The 16,671-nt window shown below is 60.0% G+C and carries 20 protein-coding genes; 13 read left to right on the forward strand and 7 right to left on the reverse strand.

From position 1 onward, the window contains the following. Window positions 1-129 precede the first annotated feature (129 nt). Window positions 130-291, reverse strand: coding sequence for a DUF1328 family protein (locus tag ACN6KF_RS32875; RefSeq protein ID WP_149250000.1), 162 nt, complete (start codon window positions 289-291; stop codon window positions 130-132). 269 nt (window positions 292-560) lie between these two features. Here ACN6KF_RS32875 and ACN6KF_RS32880 point away from each other — a divergent pair, with 269 nt between their 5' ends. Beyond that, on the forward strand, window positions 561-863 hold the full coding sequence (locus ACN6KF_RS32880) for a YMGG-like glycine zipper-containing protein (protein WP_434961076.1): 303 nt from the start codon (window positions 561-563) through the stop codon (window positions 861-863). A gap of 144 nt (window positions 864-1,007) precedes the next feature. Next, window positions 1,008-2,135 carry an ABC transporter transmembrane domain-containing protein gene (locus tag ACN6KF_RS32885; protein ID WP_434961077.1) on the forward strand — a complete coding sequence of 376 codons (1,128 nt, stop codon included), beginning with the start codon at window positions 1,008-1,010 and terminating at the stop codon, window positions 2,133-2,135. Window positions 2,136-2,208: 73 nt separating this feature from the next. Here the strand turns inward: ACN6KF_RS32885 and ACN6KF_RS32890 are convergent, their stop codons facing one another. Together ACN6KF_RS32890 and ACN6KF_RS32895 are read right to left on the reverse strand one after the other, a co-directional pair. Beyond that, window positions 2,209-2,439: a DUF4167 domain-containing protein gene (locus tag ACN6KF_RS32890; protein ID WP_434961078.1), complete on the reverse strand. Its 231-nt coding sequence runs from the start codon at window positions 2,437-2,439 to the stop codon at window positions 2,209-2,211. 53 nt (window positions 2,440-2,492) lie between these two features. Further along, the gene (locus ACN6KF_RS32895) at window positions 2,493-2,657 is read right to left on the reverse strand and encodes a hypothetical protein (RefSeq protein WP_434961079.1); all 165 of its coding nucleotides are present in this window, start codon (window positions 2,655-2,657) and stop codon (window positions 2,493-2,495) included. A gap of 49 nt (window positions 2,658-2,706) precedes the next feature. On the opposite strand from ACN6KF_RS32895, the gene ACN6KF_RS32900 reads away from it, so the two are divergent. The 7 genes from ACN6KF_RS32900 to ACN6KF_RS32930 all read left to right on the forward strand — a co-directional run bounded on the left by ACN6KF_RS32900 (window position 2,707) and on the right by ACN6KF_RS32930 (window position 5,220). Then, complete coding sequence (locus tag ACN6KF_RS32900; protein WP_434961080.1) at window positions 2,707-3,099, forward strand: hypothetical protein; 393 nt, start codon at window positions 2,707-2,709, stop codon at window positions 3,097-3,099. A 130-nt stretch (window positions 3,100-3,229) separates the two neighbouring features. Then, window positions 3,230-3,457 (forward strand): DUF982 domain-containing protein, encoded by a 228-nt coding sequence (locus ACN6KF_RS32905; protein ID WP_434961081.1) that lies wholly within the window; start codon window positions 3,230-3,232, stop codon window positions 3,455-3,457. Between the two features lie 60 nt (window positions 3,458-3,517). Further along, window positions 3,518-3,763: a DUF982 domain-containing protein gene (locus ACN6KF_RS32910; RefSeq protein ID WP_434961082.1), complete on the forward strand. Its 246-nt coding sequence runs from the start codon at window positions 3,518-3,520 to the stop codon at window positions 3,761-3,763. A 75-nt stretch (window positions 3,764-3,838) separates the two neighbouring features. Continuing rightward, window positions 3,839-4,084, forward strand: a complete 246-nt coding sequence (locus ACN6KF_RS32915; protein WP_434961083.1) for a DUF982 domain-containing protein — start codon at window positions 3,839-3,841, stop codon at window positions 4,082-4,084. A gap of 275 nt (window positions 4,085-4,359) precedes the next feature. Then, window positions 4,360-4,548, forward strand: coding sequence for a hypothetical protein (locus tag ACN6KF_RS32920; protein ID WP_434961084.1), 189 nt, complete (start codon window positions 4,360-4,362; stop codon window positions 4,546-4,548). A gap of 60 nt (window positions 4,549-4,608) precedes the next feature. After that, complete coding sequence (locus ACN6KF_RS32925; RefSeq protein ID WP_434961085.1) at window positions 4,609-4,854, forward strand: DUF982 domain-containing protein; 246 nt, start codon at window positions 4,609-4,611, stop codon at window positions 4,852-4,854. A 216-nt stretch (window positions 4,855-5,070) separates the two neighbouring features. Further along, window positions 5,071-5,220, forward strand: a complete 150-nt coding sequence (locus ACN6KF_RS32930) for a hypothetical protein (RefSeq protein WP_434961086.1) — start codon at window positions 5,071-5,073, stop codon at window positions 5,218-5,220. A gap of 501 nt (window positions 5,221-5,721) precedes the next feature. Here the strand turns inward: ACN6KF_RS32930 and ACN6KF_RS32935 are convergent. Together ACN6KF_RS32935 and ACN6KF_RS32940 are read right to left on the reverse strand one after the other, a co-directional pair. Continuing rightward, window positions 5,722-6,009: a hypothetical protein gene (locus ACN6KF_RS32935; protein ID WP_434961087.1), complete on the reverse strand. Its 288-nt coding sequence runs from the start codon at window positions 6,007-6,009 to the stop codon at window positions 5,722-5,724. Window positions 6,010-6,085: 76 nt separating this feature from the next. Continuing rightward, window positions 6,086-6,307, reverse strand: a complete 222-nt coding sequence (locus ACN6KF_RS32940; protein ID WP_434961088.1) for a hypothetical protein — start codon at window positions 6,305-6,307, stop codon at window positions 6,086-6,088. Between the two features lie 218 nt (window positions 6,308-6,525). Here ACN6KF_RS32940 and treY point away from each other — a divergent pair, with 218 nt between their 5' ends. Together treY and treZ are read left to right on the forward strand one after the other, a co-directional pair. Beyond that, window positions 6,526-9,237: a malto-oligosyltrehalose synthase gene (gene treY, locus ACN6KF_RS32945; protein WP_434961089.1), complete on the forward strand. Its 2,712-nt coding sequence runs from the start codon at window positions 6,526-6,528 to the stop codon at window positions 9,235-9,237. Continuing rightward, window positions 9,234-11,039, forward strand: a complete 1,806-nt coding sequence (treZ, locus tag ACN6KF_RS32950; protein ID WP_434961090.1) for a malto-oligosyltrehalose trehalohydrolase — start codon at window positions 9,234-9,236, stop codon at window positions 11,037-11,039. Before treY ends, treZ begins: the two co-directional genes overlap by 4 nt. A gap of 146 nt (window positions 11,040-11,185) precedes the next feature. Here the strand turns inward: treZ and ACN6KF_RS32955 are convergent, their stop codons facing one another. Together ACN6KF_RS32955 and ACN6KF_RS32960 are read right to left on the reverse strand one after the other, a co-directional pair. Further along, a complete protein-coding gene (locus ACN6KF_RS32955; protein WP_434961091.1) occupies window positions 11,186-14,173 on the reverse strand; it encodes an NAD(P)-dependent oxidoreductase in 2,988 nt (995 codons plus the stop codon). Between the two features lie 328 nt (window positions 14,174-14,501). Next, window positions 14,502-15,539: a GlxA family transcriptional regulator gene (locus ACN6KF_RS32960; protein WP_434961092.1), complete on the reverse strand. Its 1,038-nt coding sequence runs from the start codon at window positions 15,537-15,539 to the stop codon at window positions 14,502-14,504. A 110-nt stretch (window positions 15,540-15,649) separates the two neighbouring features. Here ACN6KF_RS32960 and ACN6KF_RS32965 point away from each other — a divergent pair, with 110 nt between their 5' ends. Both ACN6KF_RS32965 and ACN6KF_RS32970 read left to right on the forward strand, forming a co-directional pair. Further along, window positions 15,650-16,273, forward strand: coding sequence for a LysE family translocator (locus ACN6KF_RS32965; RefSeq protein ID WP_434961093.1), 624 nt, complete (start codon window positions 15,650-15,652; stop codon window positions 16,271-16,273). Window positions 16,274-16,424: 151 nt separating this feature from the next. Beyond that, window positions 16,425-16,667, forward strand: coding sequence for a cupin domain-containing protein (locus ACN6KF_RS32970; RefSeq protein ID WP_434961094.1), 243 nt, complete (start codon window positions 16,425-16,427; stop codon window positions 16,665-16,667). The last annotated feature ends 4 nt before the right edge of the window (window positions 16,668-16,671 follow it).

A 16,671-nucleotide genomic window follows, 5' to 3' on the forward strand; every position in this document is an offset into this window, starting at 1 on the left:
CGCCAACATCGTCGATGGCGCGATGGATACATCCGGCGATCGCATATGGGGCCACAAGCCTCATCGACCGGCTCGGTTCCTGCCGGTTTGCGGCAAGGTTTTCCGCCCTGCATCGACACGCGGGCAAGCCTAGGCAACGGTGAGGACACCCAGGAGCACGAGCAGAAACAGGATCAACGCGATCCCGATCAAGACCCGGGCTCCCGTCGCGGCCGCTCCCGCAAGCGCAGGCATTCCCAGCAGGCTCGCCGCCGCCGCGACGATCAGTAAAATGAGGATCCAGTGGAGCATGATAGCACCTCCTTGACATGGCGCTATCGAACCTCATGAGCGGACTTTTGTTCCCCCGTGAAAGAAACCGCACTTGCTTCCATGGGATGGGACATCCGTGCATATCGGATAGATTGAGTTCTCCGGCTCCCGGGAGACGGCTCCGACTTGCCTGCATACCTCGGCAGCCACGTCGTTTACGTCCTGGACGCGTCGACCTCGCAAATTCGAAAGTGGAACGATCACCCCCGTGCGAGGTTCTTGCATTGTTGCAACCGGGGATATTGATCATGGCTGATTTGCTTAGAATTCTCGCAGCGGCCGGCATCGCTTTGTCCGTCACAGCCTGCGCGAGCGACAATCCGGGCGATCGCGCCGCTGGCGGAGCGGTCATCGGCGGTGTTGGTGGCGCTGCGGTGGGTGCTGCCGTCTCCAACCGTCATCCTGGACGCGGTGCGCTGATTGGTGGCGCCATCGGTGCCGTGGGAGGTGCCGCCGTGGGCGCCGCGACGACGCCACCCAGTGGCGAGCGCGGATGCGCCCGGGTCGGCTATGACGACTATGGCAACCGCGTGTGCACGGCCTATTACTGATGCAGCGATCCGGAGCTGCCCGCAGCTCCGGATCTCGATGCGCGCGGCCCTCTTCGACGGCGCGCTGTGCATTCCCGCCTGGCCAAAATCGAAAGGCCTCGATCGCGAAGCACCCTTGGCTTCGTGCCGGCAAGCCGCCAGCCCTTGCTGGCGATCATGGTCATGCTTCGACGCCGCCGCCTTGTCTCCGCCTTGTCTTGGAACAGCTCGCGTCCTGCTGACGTTGAAAGGCGCAACATTTTGGGTCGCAGTGCATTGCTTCGACGTTTCTTGGCATTGATTTACAGGCGAGCGACGGCGCAGGCGGGTCCGCATGAGAGCCCGCATACCTCCTCGCATGCCCAAATGCCCGCGACCTTGGTCGGGTTCATCATTTGGGTGTCGGGCCGACATCAGATCTGGATCGCCCTATGCGCCGTTTTGCTGTTTATCGCGGATACCGTGCCGCTCGAGATCCAGCGGCGCCTGGTCAATTCTGCCGTGAAGGGCGGCGATCTCTACGGCGTGCTGATGCTGGCGATCATCTTTGCTGCACTGACGTTTCTGCAGGGCCTGATCAAGATAGGCCTCAATCTCTATCGCAATTGGATCGGCGAGTCGGCGGTGCGGTGGCTCCGCAACGAGATCTCGCATGTTGCGCAACGCCCTGACTCGGTGCTGCCCTCAGGCAAGGCCGGAGGCGTCGAAATCGCCATGGTCGTGGCCGAAGTCGATCCGATCGGTGGCTTCGTCGGCGCGAGCCTATCCGACCCGATCCTCCAGATCGGCATCTTGTTGTCGGTGTTTGGCTACCTCATCTATCTCCAGCCGCTGATGGCGCTCGTCGGCATCCTCGTCTTTCTGCCGCAATGTTTCCTGGTGCCGCTGATGCAGGGCGCCATAAACCGGCGGGTGGGAGCGCGCATCTGGGTGTTACGCAAAATCAGCGTGATGCTGGTCGACACGGCCGAGCGCGACGAAACGACCAATCATTCCCAATCCAGGCGCGTGGACCAGGTATTCCGCCTGAACATGAGCATCTTCAGGCTCAAATTCGTGCTCAACTTCGCGATGAACTGGCTCAACTCCCTGGGAACGGCAATCATTCTGGGTATTGGCGGCTACCTCGTCGTCCAAGGCCGGACGGAGATCGGGACCGTCGTTGCCTTCGTCTCCGGGCTCGCCAAGATCAACGATCCCTGGAGCGATCTCGTGAACTGGTATCGCGACTATCGCGTCATCCAGGCCCGCTATCGCCTGGTGGCCAGTGCGATGCGCAATGCCGACACGTAGGCTGAAGCTCGCGAGCCCCCGGCTCCCTTCCCCCAGGCTTCCTGTCACAACCGCAAGATTGACGAACTCCATACTACTGCGCGGGCTCGTGCATCAGTCTAAGATAGTGCTCTGCATGCTGGTAGTAGTTTTCGGCGGCGATAGCATCGCCGGCCATAGCCTCGGCCTGAGCCAGTGTCAGATAACGCTCATAGCGGCCATGCGCTGTTTGGAGCTTGTTCGAGCTTTTGCCGGCCGTTTTCGGTTCTGAGCGTCGCGGTTCGGTTAAGGATTTATGATTTATTTGCTGCTTACTTGTTTTCATCTGTGTGCCGAGCCATCATCGATGGCTCTTTCATATTGTTCTGGAGAGTGGGATCAGCCGAGTTGGTCGGCAACGATCTTGCGCAGTTCCTCACGGCTGAGGCCGCATGGTTCAGGTTGCCAGGTCGAGCCGTGTGCCGAACGCGTTACCGGAACCGTGGTCGTGACGACGCGGGATTGCTCCCCCACTTTGGAGGGCTGGTTGACAGTGTTTTTCATGAGTTCCTCTGACGCAGCAACACGTCTTCGTGCGTCACTTGTGTAAAAATTGCTGGGTGCAGGTCACACGAAACGGCATACGGCAAAGGCCGCAGTCAAACCCGTCGTGATGTTTGAAAACTTCGGCGTCTCAAATGACACCGGATCCAAGCTGACCTTAACCAACGTTGTATCTATAGAGGGAAAATGTGGCTTTTTTAAAAGGCCCGCTCACCGTGACGTAAAAGTAATAAACCACATCACGATAGAGGTCTATTATTTAGTACCCAAAGTACTCAAACACAATGATCCCACGAGCCAGAATCTGGATTTTTATATCTCCTCCAACATCGTGGCTTATAAATGCCTCACAGAAGCGAAGACCTACCCTAAAGAGAATGGCAGGCATCATGTGGTTGCCGTCGCTGCCGAACGGCTGCCAAACCAGAGACGCTTGGAGTGAAATCGGGCGATTTGGCAACGCCCATCCATCGTTTACGGGCTGACGGCTTCCGAGACATTGGTGAGTTTGCTCATTCGCCCCTCGCCGGAACCATCACCCCCTCCTGGTGTTTCTCCAAAGGAGGTAACAGATGGCACCGACAATGTTCACCCGACCGATCGATATCGACGGCATTACCATCGGCGATGCCGATGCGGCCGCGGACTACCTGCTCAACAATTGGCCCGCTGACAGTGGCGAGCGCTATGACTTCGCCAAGCGCGTCTGCCTTGAAGCGATCGAGGGCAAGCGCGATCCCGAAGACGCCAGGGCGGCCTTCCTGCTCGCCGCGGAGGAAGCTGGGGTGATCCTCACATGACGAAGCCCGCCCGTCGGAACGAAATGCCCCCGCTGCAGTTCAGGTAGGCGGAGGATTGAAATGTACAACCGCGCTTGGCAGCGCCCGGTCGAACTCCAGACCTATATCGGAGACTACCGCATTGTCGGCTCGACAGACGAAGCCGTCATCTTCCTGCTGAAACACTGGCCCATCGACTCCGACGGGAAACCGGCGGCGGGACGTCAGGGCTTCCTGGATGCTCTTGAAGGAGCAGAATCCGTCGATGTTGCCCGAGCCGTGTTCATTGAGGCCTGTATTGAACTTGAAATGCATGTCGCCGGATGACGAGCGAACAGAAACCGAGTCCGCACCTGCAGGAACCAGATCGCCCCGCCGATGTTTGGTTCAAGGAGGTGCGCCATGAACATCGGTATCTGGAGTAGCCCTGTGAGGTTCGAGACCACTGTCGGACAGTTTCGGATCATTGCGTCGAGCGAAGAAGCTTCCGACTTCCTGCAGAACCATTGGCCGACCGAAGCCGGAGACAAGCATCTCCTTGCCAGGCGAGCCTGTCTCGATGCCCTGGCCGGATCAATCCCGGCCGATCTCGCCCGGAAGGCATTTATCGAAGCCTGTGACGAATCCGGCATGCAAGTCATGCACTGAAGGAGAGCACGATGCCTGATCCGAAGGAGCCGAAGCCAGCCACCCCATCCCCGACGGAGAGCCCGCCGCCCATGCCGGAGCCAAATCCGCCGCCCCCGAACGAGATACCGATTGTGCCACCGCCACCAGGGAATACACCGATCGCGCCGGACGTCCCGAACCCGCCCGAGATGCCCCCTCTGGTTGATCCAAAACAGGTGTGACCTGAAGGCGCTTTTGCCAGCGCCAGCCAAATAAGTTCGGACACGACCTACTTTCGTGCTAGGGTGCCGCCTATGGTACGACGCTATAATCTTCGTAAGGAAGACGACGGCAAGTGGACCGTGTTCGATATCTTCACGGGCTTGGCGGCAGTAATCGACGACTTCGAAGTGATAGGTTTCGAGGTAGACGAGGCTGGAGATCTTCTCGAAAAGCTCAACACAGCTGATGTGGAGCGTCGGCGGCAAGCCGGCATGCTGTAACTTCATGCAATATATCGTAACCATCAGCCTGTTTCCGGGCCGATGGGCGAGAGGAATATTATGGACACCCTGCCTTGGAGTCGACCGGTCCAATTTGAGATCGATGCCGGCCAATACCGCATTCTCGTCTCGACCGAAGAGGCATCGCATTTTCTGCTGAACGACTGGCCCACAATAAGGGGACCGCGGCTCATCGACGCTCGGCGCGTTTGCCTCGATGTCATGGCAGGCATGGACGAACCCGATAATGCCAGAACGGCTTTCGTCGCGGCCTGCAAGGAAGCCGACATGCGCGTGATGCCGTGAAGGAGATTGGGATGCCCGCTTCGAAGCGCCGAAAACCATTCGACGGCCCATTCCGCGGGGCGCGGAAGAAGGGGCCCGGCGTCGAGAAGACGCCACCGGACGAAACACCGCTCGTGCCACCGAGGGTCGACTACCCTGCACAGACCGATGATAGACCTTTCCTGGAGCCTCACCCACGGTCTGCCAAGAGGAGGAAGGGTGGAGTTGACCGGATGCATGTCCTTTGACGGCAGCCTGGTGCGCTGGAGACAATCTGTCGTGCTCGACGCCATTTTCAGAAGGCTGCAGGCGGCTTTTGCGGAACCGCCCGGCACATTGAGGATGACCGGCAATGCAAGGCCCGATACATTCCTCACCAAAGAGTGACGTCGCCTGGATAAAAACCTAGGACGGTGTCCTGAGCGGCCCGGCCGCCGAGGTCGCTGTGATCAACATTGGCCGGGCCGCCTCGACCGATCTCACCATCAGCCGAACGAAACGCCGAATGCTTTCGGGTGGATCGTTTCGCGCCCACCAAACATGTTTCCAGGTCCTTTGTTCCGCAATTCGTGCGGCGGCCCGGCATAGCTTTCTCTGGCAGGGAACGCTGGCCGGGCCGCCTCGTCAGCAACATCCCATTGCTGAAGCGCGAAGCACGCCGTGGTACTGTCGCGGGGAGAGAACAGCAAAACCCGCAGATAGGTTCCGTCTCGACCCGATTTCACCCAAGCACCTGAAATCGTGTTCCGAATGCAGGCGAGAAAATTGCCAGGGACTATTTCAACGAGCGATCCTCTCGCTCAATCGATCAAGTCCGTCTTTGGCTCCGAGCTCAAGGGCCGAACCGGCTTTCATCTTGCAGCATGATTGCTGCAGGAGCCGCAAGTCTCAGGCCAGGGGCACTATCGATCGAACGGCCCATGCCCCTTTGTAATCGAGACCTTCATTCTCATCCAAAGTCGCCGCAACGGGTGTCAGCACCAACTGAGTGTCGGCGATGGCAACCACCACCTCGTCGGAAGTATGAGCGAGAACACGGCCGATCAGCGGTTCTCCCACCCCCGGCACAAGGGTGATCGGAGCGCCTTCATAAAAATCCGGTTGGCTATGGCCGGGGGCGGCAGAGAACGTGACGAGACTTCCCACCGTAAGGGGGTCGGGAATTTCGGAGACCATGGGTGCGATCCTTCCGGGCGCCATGAACAATCTTCAAGCGATGTGACGAGCCTGCATGGCTACCGCTGCGTCGCGCTCAGTCTCCACTCTCAAATTCAGCACGCGCGGCTAGCGCGTCGAAGTGTTCGGCTTCGAAGATCTGAGGTATTTTGCCGGGATCCCGAATTGCCGAAAAATCCGTGAGCGGGTCTGGATGGGCCTTGGCCTGCCGATACCGCATCACGGCCTCCTTCAAGCTGATATCATGGCCTTCGAAACTGACGATCTCTTCGGGATCGTAATCGAACATTGAGGTCATCGCCCCTACTCCCTCCAATCCTCCAACCCACGAACGGCTCGAAAGATCCGGCAGTGACCATAGCCAGTTCGTCGCGGGACCATTGCTCGATGACGGCTTCTTGATTTCGCGTGGGGTGAGACGGGCTTCACCTCACCGCCGGCATGGGCGATCCTAAGCCGCGCGAAACTTTCGGCGTCGTCGCTGGTTCGACAAAACGACTCGATCGGGAATGTTCCATGTCAAAAACTGATTGTCCGCCACCGCGGACGACCTACCGTTTGCAGTTGAATTCCCGCTTCAATTTCGCGGCGGTCGAAGCAATAGCCCCCTATCTCGCCCAATTGGGAGTGAGCCACGTCTATGCCTCCCCTTTCTTGAAAGCGAGGCCGGGCAGCAGCCATGGCTATGATATCGTCGACCATTCCACCCTCAATCCCGAACTCGGTTCGAAAGAAGATTTCGACCACATGACGCAGGTGCTACGCGCCCAAGGGCTGGGACTCATCCTCGATTTCGTCCCGAACCATATGGGTGTGAACGGCGCCGACAATCCGTACTGGCTCGATGTGCTCGAATGGGGGCAGGGCTCGGCCTACGCCGGCTGGTTCGACATCGACTGGCAGCCGGAGCCTTCGCATCTCAAGGGCAAGGTGCTGATCCCCGTCCTCGGCGACCAGTATGGCGCGGTGCTTGCCGGTGGCGGGCTGGAGCTATGCTTGGATGCCGCCGCCGGGGAGATCGCCGTTTGGGCTCATGGCGCCCACAAGCTTCCCGTCCATCCGGGACATTATGGCCGCATCCTTGGGAGCGATCATGCCGAGCTCGACAAACTGAGCGATGCCTTCTCCCATCTCGAAGGGTTCCATCCGCATGAACCGCGCAGGGCCGCGCAACTCAAGGCCGATCTTGCCGGCCTGGTTGCGGGAGATTCCAAAGTGGCGGAGGCCGTGGCCGAGCGTCTGCGGCATTTCGCCGGCATCGCCGGAGAGCTGGAGAGCTGGCGGCCACTCGACCGACTGATTGCCGACCAGCATTGGCGCGTGGCCTATTTCCGGGTGGCGGCCGACGACATCAATTATCGCCGCTTCTTCAATATCAGCGATCTTGCCGGACTGCGCATCGAGCATGAGGAATTGTTCGACCACACCCATCGTCTGGTCTTCGAGTTGATCGCCAAGGGCGTGCTCGATGGGCTGCGCATCGACCACATCGACGGGTTGCTGGATCCCAAGACCTACTGCCGGCGCCTGCGCGAAAAAGCGCCGCGGCCAATCTATCTGGTGGTCGAGAAGATCCTCGGAGCGGGCGAGGAACTGCGCGAAGATTGGCATGCCGACGGCACCACCGGCTACGAATTCGCCAACCTTCTCACCAATCTATTGGTCGACCCGAACGGCCAGGCGCGGCTCGACGAACTCTATAACCGCTTCGGCGGTGAGAGGCGCAGCTTCAAAGCCATCAGCCGCGAGTGCAAGCTGGCCATCATGGAAGACGAGATGGCCGGCGAACTCGGCGGGCTTGCGCGCGAGGCAGCCCGCATCGCTCGCTCCAATCCACGCACCGCCGATTTCACCCGCAATGTCCTGCAGCGTGCGCTCAGAGAAATCGTCGCCGGGTTTCGGGTCTATCGGACCTATGTCGACATGGACGGCGCCAGCCCTGCCGACCTGCAGGAACTCGAAAGTGCCTTCACCCATGCACGGCGCTCCGGGGCTGGCATAGACCGCTCGGTATTCGACTTCCTGTTCTCGCTGCTCAGCACCCAGGCGGTTGCAAGGCCCGGAAGCGGTTTCAGCCGGCAGGACGTGATGCGCTTTGCCATGCGGTTCCAGCAATATACCGGGCCGATCATGGCCAAGGGTGTCGAGGACACCGCCTTCTATCGCTATAACCGGTTCATTGCCGCCAACGAAGTCGGGGGCCATCCCGATCATCTCGGTGCCAGCGTCAACGCCTTCCATGCCGCCAATCTCGCTCGCCGCCCGGGCGCCATGCTCGCGACTTCGACGCATGATACCAAGCGCGGCGAGGACTGCCGGGCTCGCCTTGCCGTTCTCAGTGAAATTACCCCGGATTTCGCCGAAGCCGGCACCCGTTGGCGTGCCATGCTCGGCGGCGGCGAGGCCGAGCCTGATGGCAACGACATCTTCCTGTTCTTCCAATTGCTCGTCGGCGCCTGGCCTACAGGCCTCGTCCCTGAAGACATGAGCCAGCTCGAACGTTTCCAGGAGCGCATCCAAGCTGCCATGCTGAAATCGGTGCGCGAGGCCAAGGTTCACACGAATTGGGCCGCACCTGACGAAGCCTATGAAAAGGCCCTGCACGACTACATTGCCGCCGCTTTCGCAAACCAGGATTTTCTTGCCGACTTCATCGCCTTCGAAAAGCGCGTCATCGAGCTCGGTGCCTCCAATAGTTTCGTGCAAACCGTACTGAAGTTCACCGTGCCCGGCGTGCCCGATATCTACCAGGGTGCCGAAGCCTTCGATCTCAGCATGGTCGATCCTGATAATCGCCGTCCCGTCGACTGGGACTGGCTCACCAGGCGCCTGAAGGACATCGGGCCGATCGCACGGGACGATCTTCTCGACGGCAGTGCCAAATTGGCGACCACCGCCAACCTGCTTGACCTGCGCCGCCGACATGAAGCCTTGTTCACACAAGGTGACTATCGGCCCATCGCGATGGCAAACGATCGCTTCATCGCCTTCTCGCGGCAGCATGGCGATTGTGCCTTCGTCGTCGTGGCAGCCCGGTTCCCATGCCGCGGTCCCATCGATGGCTTTCTACCCCTCGCCCATCATTACCCCGTCTATGGCGAAATACTCTCCGGACGCCAGATCACACCTGGAAAGGAAGGCATCGACCTTGCGATGCTCCTGGCAGAGTTGCCCGCCGCCGTACTGGTAGCGCAGACGCCACCGGCAGTTCGGCAATCGCAGCCATGACCATGCCGTCGAACCGCTACGAACCACGCTTCGGCCCTGTCCTGCGCAACGGCAGGGTGTTGTTTCGCCTCTGGGCACCAAAGCAACGCCGGGTCGGCCTGCAATTGGAGCAGAGAGCCTATTCGATGCAAAGCCACGGCGGCTGGCATAGCCTGTCGGTGGCCGCCGACTTTGGTGCCCGATATCGCTTTGTGCTGGAGGACGGCGTGATGGTGCCGGATCCGGCCAGCCGCTTCCAACCCGACGACATTCATGGCCCGAGCGAACTGATCGACCCCGCGGCCTATCGCTGGCGCAATTCGGGTTGGCGGGGACGTGCCTGGCATGAAACGGTGCTTTATGAACTTCATATCGGCACCTTCACGCCGGAGGGCACTTTTTCCAGCGCCGCCAAACGGTTGGGCTATCTCAAGGAACTGGGGGCGACCGCCATCCAGCTCATGCCGGTGGCCGATTTCCCGGGGCGACGCAACTGGGGCTATGACGGCGTCCTTCCCTTCGCGCCGGATGCGGCCTATGGCCGGCCGGAGCAACTGAAGGCCTTCATCGATGAGGCCCATGGCCTCGGCCTCTCTGTGCTGCTCGACGTCGTCTACAATCACTACGGCGCCGAGGGTAACTATCTGCCGCTCTATGCTCCCATCTTTACCGAGCGCCACCGAACGCCGTGGGGGCCGGCCATCAATTATGATGACGAAGGATCTGCAGAGATCCGGGCCTTCACCATCGAGAACGTGCTCTATTGGCTGGAGGAGTTCCACCTGGACGGATTGCGTTTCGATGCCGTGCACGAAATACGCGATGCTGGGGCATTCCACCTCCTTGCCGAAATTCGTGCCGCGGTCGGCTCCGCCATAGGCAATCGGCCTGTTCATCTCGTGTTGGAAAACGAAGAGAACAGCGCCGAATGGCTCGATCGGCCAAGAGGCGGAACACCCGCTTTCACCGCGCAGTGGAACGATGATGTCCATCACGGCTTGCATGTGGCCGTGACCGGGGAGGATGCAGGCTATTATGCGGACTATGCCCGCCGGCCCGAACTGCTGGGCCGCGCATTGGCGCAGGGCTTTGCCTTCCAGGGCGAGACGATGGCCTATCGCGGCAGCAGCCGTGGGCAGCCATCGGCCCATTTGCCGCCGGACGCTTTCGTCTCTTTCCTGCAGAATCACGATCAGATCGGCAATCGCGCCTTTGGCGATCGCATCCATCACCATCATCCGCTCGGGGCCGTCAAGGCTGCTGCGGCAGCCTATCTCCTGGCACCGCAGATCCCCATGCTGTTCCAGGGCGAGGAGTGGGCCGCGTCCACGCCGTTTACCTTCTTCTGCGATGTCGAGGGCGAACTGGCCGACGCCGTGCGCAAGGGACGGCGCGACGAATTCTCGCGATTTCCCGAATACGCCGACCCGCAGGTGCGCGAAACGATCCCCGATCCCGTCAGCGAGCAGACCTTCCGTTCCGCCAAATTGCTTTGGCCGGAACGCAAGGTTAGCCCGCATGCCGACATGCTTGGCTGGTACCGGCGGATCTTGTCGGTTCGCGCCGCGAGAATCGTGCCGCTCATACCGACCCTCCCGCAGGCTGGACACTACCGCGTCGGGGAGAATGGGATCGTCGATGTTCTTTGGCAGAGCACAAACGAAACGATGCTCCGCGTCGTTCTTAATCTCGGCGACATGCCCAAACGGATGCAGGAGGCCATCAAAGGGCAACCCATCTGGATCGAGGGTCACTGGGAAGGCGCAACTCTCGGCGCCTGGACCACGATTTGGACGATTGAAACGCCGAATGAACCTGCCTGAACGTGATTGTACTGTGGGAAGGCCAGGCGCCTCCAAGACACCCACTGCGCTCGACACCAGCGATCAGTGGGTGAAGGAGCAGAAATTCCTGCTCCTTTTCTCTTTGTACTGCGTAAGGCTGAGCTGAGGCTGGGCTCACCCTTCCATCATGTGCCCGCATAAGGGCCTTTGAGCCCCAGCCTATCCACAAGTGCGGCATAGCGGTTGGTGTGCTGCACGAGCGAAGCGCCGTAGCGTTCGATCAGCGCCGCCCGCCGTTGCGGGTCAGTCGTCGCACAAAGAGCTCCCCAGATAGCGGCAAGCGCCTCGGAGGCTGCCTTGGCCTGGGCAAGCACCTCCTCATCGCCGACAGCTCGCGCAATGTCGCCCGCACTCACCGCGCCAATGCCAGGCACTGTCCGAGCACCGGCATTGCTGTAGCCCGGTGGCAGATCACCTTTCAGATTGGTGACGACGCCATAATGGATAACGTCGAAGATCTGATCGATCGCCTGCCTGGCGCCCTCGACCCGCGAAGGATGGTCGGTGTCGGCGGCAGCATGCGGCAGGAGCTCGAGCTTGCCGGGGTGGCGCCTTTCCAGCTTGCGATAGGGCACCATCGGGCCGGACAGCGTACCATCAGCCGCGTCGCGGAAAAGATCGGCGTCGATACAGGCATAGGAAACCTTGCCCTTTTCCAGCGCCGCGTCGAGGGCCTCGGCATCAATGACCTCGCCGCGGTCGTAGTTGATGAGCACAGCGCCGTCGGCAAGGCGATCGAGAATATCGAAGCCGACCAGCGACTGGTTGGCGAAGCGCCCGCTCTTGGCATCGAGCGGGCCGAGGCCCGTATGCACGGTGAGAACATGGGCCCCCTCGGCCGCCGCCTCGGCGGTCGGAGCGTATTCGAAACCTTCCGACTCGATCCACTCCTTGTGGCGCGCACGGGCGTGGATGGCGACCCGCATGCCGAAGGCGCTGGCGAGTTTGGCGAGCTCGCGGCCGATATTGCCATAGCCGATGACCGCAACACGGCGGCCTTCGAGTTTTTCGGTCGGGAAGTCGCGCAAATGCTTGCCGGTATCGAATTCGCCGGCAACGACGCGCCGGTGCAATTCGTCGACCTTGAGATCGGGCGCTACCTTGAGCAGCGCCTTGAAAGCCATCTGGGCCGTCGCACGGCTGTTGAAGCTCGGCGTGTTCATCAGGGGCGCTTCGCCGCCGATGCCGCTGCCGCCACCCCAAGAGGCCGATCCCATATTGCCGGTGCCGGCGCCGATGCGCACGCCGCCAAGCGGGAAGACCGAACCCTTGGGCAGGAACGTCGCCGCGGCAATCACGGCGTCATACTGGCCCTTGTCGGTCTGCGGCAGGATCTCCGCCTCGGTGCTGAGGTCGGGCTGGTAGAAGAAGTGGATGCGTCCTTTCTCCAGCGCCCCCTCGTCTAGGATCGGTCCGAGATGAAAGACACCGCCCTTGGCTTCGATGTGGCGGCGGACTTCCTGGTGATCGGGTTCCCCCTTACCGTTGAAGCGCATGCCGACGAGATCGGCCACCAATACCTTGTAGGCGCGATTTGAATCGTCGCGACGCACGCGCTCGCCGCCGGCGCCGGCGCCGGCGCTCACCGGGAAGGTCTCGCCGAGCTTGGCGAGTTCCTCCTCCAGCACCAAGATCTTGGCGCGCAGATAGGCGTATTCGAGATTGTCGAGCAGGGCGTCGATGTCCTCCGGCGGCCTGATGCCGCCGATCCAGGCACGGTAATCGCCAGGCGTGCCCGGGAAGGCGTTGACATAGCGGGCGACGTCGAGGCCGCGCTCATACTCCCCATTGGGATGGGTGATGCCTTCATAGGCCAGAACCTGCTTGGAGCGCGCGATGATGCGGGCGTGGATGGCGGGGTCGGTGATGTCGGCATCCTTGATGCGCAGCAGCGTCACCGCCGCGCCGCGCCGCTCGGGATCGGCGACGCCGAGTTCGAACAGGGGGTGTTTGGCCACCCAATCATTCACGGCGGCGCGGTTGCGCACCGAGCGCTTATAGAGATCCTGCACCGACCCGAGGCGCTTTTCTGAACGCAGCAGGCCGAAGGTGGTCTCGGCGAAGGCAAGGGTGGAATAGGTGTTGATTACGCCGCCCAGCATCTTGTCCTGCGCCGGATCGTAGATCGGCCCGACATTGACGGTCCGCTCGCCGGTGAGCGGGCGCTTGGGATCGACAGGCGCCACGATCTTGAGTTGGCGCGGGATCGCCCAGGATGGCGACTTCTGGTTCTTCTCGACGAGGTCCAGCGCCTGCGGCGTGAACGAGACGACAAAATAGCCGGAAATACCGCCGATCGCCTTCTGGAACGGCATGAACATGCAGCATTTATCGATGACGTTCTTCACCGCTTCCTCGCCCCAGGGCATGGCCCCGAGCATGGAGGTGGCGTCGAGCACGGCATGGTGTTCGGCCGGATTGCGGTTGAGCCATTCGATCAGGTTGGCGATGTCCTGGGCGGTATAGGTCGTGGCGCCAGTGGTCTCATGACCGACGCCGATGAAGAGCTTGGCGCCCATCTTCTCCAGGGCATCGGCACTGGGAATGGCGCCTTCCTGCTCGGCGAAATGAATGCGGCTTTCATCGCCATTGCGGGCATGGCGGTGCATCTCGATGAGCTGCGCCCCCCAGGACTGCCGGAAAAAGCCGCCTCCTTTGGCGGCTTCCGATTCCGGTCGGAGCGTGTCGACATAGACATGCTGGCTGGGATCGTTGGCGGTTACCAGATGAAGGGCACAGACCGTGAAACCACTATGGCCGCCGCCGAGCCCTACAGCCATCTTGTTGGCCTTGGGAAACTCGAAATAACGATGAATCTCCCGCATCATGTCAGTGAGGAATTTGTCGGCGGGATAGCCCCGATGCATGCTCCGTCCGACTTCGGCGGTGGTGAAGGGACCCAGATCCGCGCCGTGGTCATCGAGCTTGCGATAGTTCCTCTCGAGCCAGTTGTCGAATTCGAAGCGCAGGAGGCGCGCATCGACCTCGTCCAGCGTGCCGTCAGTGATCGGCCCGACGCCGAAGAAGGGATTGGAAGTACGCGCCGGCGGCCCGGAACGCGTCAGTTCGAGAGTCTTGTCGCGCTGTGCCTTCAACGTCTGGGCATTCGCCATCGGTCGGCGTCTCCTATTTGGGTGAAAGAGGCTCTTGTTGCCCGATAATAGCCGGCGCTTGCTGCCGCAAATATCACGAGGCCGACTCAACATTCGCCTTGTTGCGCATTTCCGCGTGCATCTGGCGGCCTGGCCAATCCGACCGGATCGCCATGATGACAGTGAGGCAGACCGGGAGGCATTCAAGCCCTCCAGCCCGAAGCCCGATGCGAACCTTCTCCCCTCCCCCATAGGGCTTGCGCACGGCCCGGCGGATATCCTTGATCACCGCCTCGGCAGGTAGCTTTCCATTCCGGTTTTTTGTCTCATTGGTGTTGACGCCACACAGTCAGTCCGCCCGCGTTGGGACTACGAGCTGCTCCCTGTATTCGGCCGGCCCGACCTGAACGTCCTTCAGGAAAGCCCGCCGCATGTTCTCCACGTCCGAGAACCCACATTGAACGGCAATGGAGGAGATGCTGTTGCTCGTCTTTTCCAACAGGCTCCTTGCCACCTCGATGCGCATGCGGCGGATCGTCTTGGCGGGGGTGTCTCCAACGGCCTCCTTATATTGACGGGCAAATGTCCTCGGACTCATGCCCATCCAGTCGGCGAGCACCTCGATATCAAGCCGGCGCGATAGATTTGTCATGACCCATTCATGAAGGGCGCCGAAGCGGCTGCCGATGTCTCGGCTCTGTGCGGCCAGCGGAATGCTGATTTGCGCCTGGCCTCCCGGCCGGTGCATGAAGACCAGCAGGGTTCGGGCCACGTCCAGGGCAAGAGCCCTGCCATGATCCTCCTCGATCATTGCCAGAGCCATGTCGATCCCCGACGTCATGCCGGCGGAGGTCCAGACATTGCCGCGCCGCGCATATAGACAGTTCGATAATACCGTCATGGAAGAGAAATGCTTTGTCATCGACGCATGCCATCGCCAATGCATCACGACGTCGGCACCATCTAAAAGGCCGGCCTCAGCCAATAGAAATGTACCCATAGACAAGGATCCGATACGTCTAATCCTCGTCTTTGTTTCTTTCAACCATCCTATCAGTGCGGATTCACTCGTGTAATTCAAAAATTTATATGAACTAATAACCAAAAGTGTATCTATTTTTTCCGCACTTAAATCAAATATACAATTTGAATCCAGTTTTATACCGCTATCGAGCGGAATTACTCCACCATATGGTGAAGCGACAGTAATTTGATATGCCCTATCCTTGTACCTCAAACCAACTTCGTGAAAAGCCTGTATCGGGCCAGCGGCATCAAGTGTAATCGCGTTTTCTGTGATCAGGATTACGACTTCTCTCGGAGAATTTGATGCGGTCGTGGCAGAAAATGAGGTCAATTTGTCCTCCACAAATCTGCGAGAGCACACCTAATCTCTATCTTGTCCCGATGATGTAAATGGACGCTCCCCCAGAAATAGTGGATATCACCCCTTAGGTATCTAAATCGTCTATGACCGTCATCCGGAGGGTATTTGCCATGAACGGAGAGGCACTGGTCGCGTTCGTCATTTTTCTGTTTCCACTCGCCTACAGCCCAGGACCGGGCAACACCTTCTTCGCAACGCTCGGAGCCACCGGCGGCTTTCGGGCAGCAGTGCCGGCCCTTGTGGGCTATCACGTCGCCACATTCATCGTGACGTTGCTGATCGGACTCGGGGTGGGGCTGACCCTCCTGTCGGAGCCCCATGTGGCAAAGATCCTGAATATAGCCGGAGCACTCTATGTGTTGTGGCTGGGCATCAAGTTTGCTCAGGCAGCTTTCGCCACCCCCCAAAGCGAACTGGACGCGACGACGGAGGGGCGCGCAAGCTTTCTGGATGGAGCCGTAATACTTCTTCTAAACCCAAAGGCTTACTTAATAATAGGTCTCATATTTACTCAATTCATGGGAAATTATGACGACAAAGTAGGTCACGTTTTTAGCATAGCCACAATATTTACTGTCAACAATCTGATTGCCTTTGCCGTGTGGACTCTGGCTGGAGCCGCCATCGCACGCCTGTTTAGCGGAGGAACGTCGGGTCGAGGTGTCAACATCTTCTTCTCGGTCTGCTTGATCGGCGTAGCGATATGGATGTTCCTGCCCGTGCTCCACACCTAACTGGTGGCGCCAGCCACCGTCCCAAACAGAGGTGGGCACCATGCATATCAGGACGGAACGAGCTGACGGTTGGACTGACGAATATGGCGGCGCCTTTCGCCGGCTCTATCCCTGGAAGGGCGTGACGGTGCCGCCCTGGGGTGGAGCCGTCATGAAGGTCATGCCGGGTCAGCAATCAATTCCACATGATCACGATGAAGAAGAAACATTCATCTTCATTTCGGGAAGCGGCACGATAACGGTGGACGGCGAAACCAGCCCTGTAGCCAGCGGTGACGTCGTCTATCTGCCCCGCTTCTCATGGCACTTCGTCGACAATACCTCCCGGGACGAGGAGCTTGCATTTCTCTGCGTCTGGTGGGGCGCTCCGGAAGCAGATGCGAAGGGAGCCTGACCCG

It is taken from the genome of Labrys methylaminiphilus subsp. lupini (assembly GCF_051161885.1).
Taxonomy (GTDB): domain Bacteria; phylum Pseudomonadota; class Alphaproteobacteria; order Rhizobiales; family Labraceae; genus Labrys.

What these genes read in the sequence shown, in the direction of transcription:
- ACN6KF_RS32875 (WP_149250000.1), bottom strand. Translation starts at nt 291, where the DNA reads ATGCTCCACTGGATCCTCATTTTACTGATCGTCGCGGCGGCGGCGAGC.
- ACN6KF_RS32880 (WP_434961076.1), top strand. Translation starts at nt 561, where the DNA reads ATGGCTGATTTGCTTAGAATTCTCGCAGCGGCCGGCATCGCTTTGTCC.
- ACN6KF_RS32890 (WP_434961078.1), bottom strand. Translation starts at nt 2,439, where the DNA reads ATGAAAACAAGTAAGCAGCAAATAAATCATAAATCCTTAACCGAACCG.
- ACN6KF_RS32895 (WP_434961079.1), bottom strand. Translation starts at nt 2,657, where the DNA reads ATGAAAAACACTGTCAACCAGCCCTCCAAAGTGGGGGAGCAATCCCGC.
- ACN6KF_RS32905 (WP_434961081.1), top strand. Translation starts at nt 3,230, where the DNA reads ATGGCACCGACAATGTTCACCCGACCGATCGATATCGACGGCATTACC.
- ACN6KF_RS32910 (WP_434961082.1), top strand. Translation starts at nt 3,518, where the DNA reads ATGTACAACCGCGCTTGGCAGCGCCCGGTCGAACTCCAGACCTATATC.
- ACN6KF_RS32915 (WP_434961083.1), top strand. Translation starts at nt 3,839, where the DNA reads ATGAACATCGGTATCTGGAGTAGCCCTGTGAGGTTCGAGACCACTGTC.
- ACN6KF_RS32920 (WP_434961084.1), top strand. Translation starts at nt 4,360, where the DNA reads ATGGTACGACGCTATAATCTTCGTAAGGAAGACGACGGCAAGTGGACC.
- ACN6KF_RS32925 (WP_434961085.1), top strand. Translation starts at nt 4,609, where the DNA reads ATGGACACCCTGCCTTGGAGTCGACCGGTCCAATTTGAGATCGATGCC.
- ACN6KF_RS32930 (WP_434961086.1), top strand. Translation starts at nt 5,071, where the DNA reads ATGTCCTTTGACGGCAGCCTGGTGCGCTGGAGACAATCTGTCGTGCTC.
- ACN6KF_RS32935 (WP_434961087.1), bottom strand. Translation starts at nt 6,009, where the DNA reads ATGGTCTCCGAAATTCCCGACCCCCTTACGGTGGGAAGTCTCGTCACG.
- ACN6KF_RS32940 (WP_434961088.1), bottom strand. Translation starts at nt 6,307, where the DNA reads ATGACCTCAATGTTCGATTACGATCCCGAAGAGATCGTCAGTTTCGAA.
- treY (WP_434961089.1), top strand. Translation starts at nt 6,526, where the DNA reads ATGTCAAAAACTGATTGTCCGCCACCGCGGACGACCTACCGTTTGCAG.
- treZ (WP_434961090.1), top strand. Translation starts at nt 9,234, where the DNA reads ATGACCATGCCGTCGAACCGCTACGAACCACGCTTCGGCCCTGTCCTG.
- ACN6KF_RS32955 (WP_434961091.1), bottom strand. Translation starts at nt 14,173, where the DNA reads ATGGCGAATGCCCAGACGTTGAAGGCACAGCGCGACAAGACTCTCGAA.
- ACN6KF_RS32965 (WP_434961093.1), top strand. Translation starts at nt 15,650, where the DNA reads ATGAACGGAGAGGCACTGGTCGCGTTCGTCATTTTTCTGTTTCCACTC.
- ACN6KF_RS32970 (WP_434961094.1), top strand. Translation starts at nt 16,425, where the DNA reads ATGAAGGTCATGCCGGGTCAGCAATCAATTCCACATGATCACGATGAA.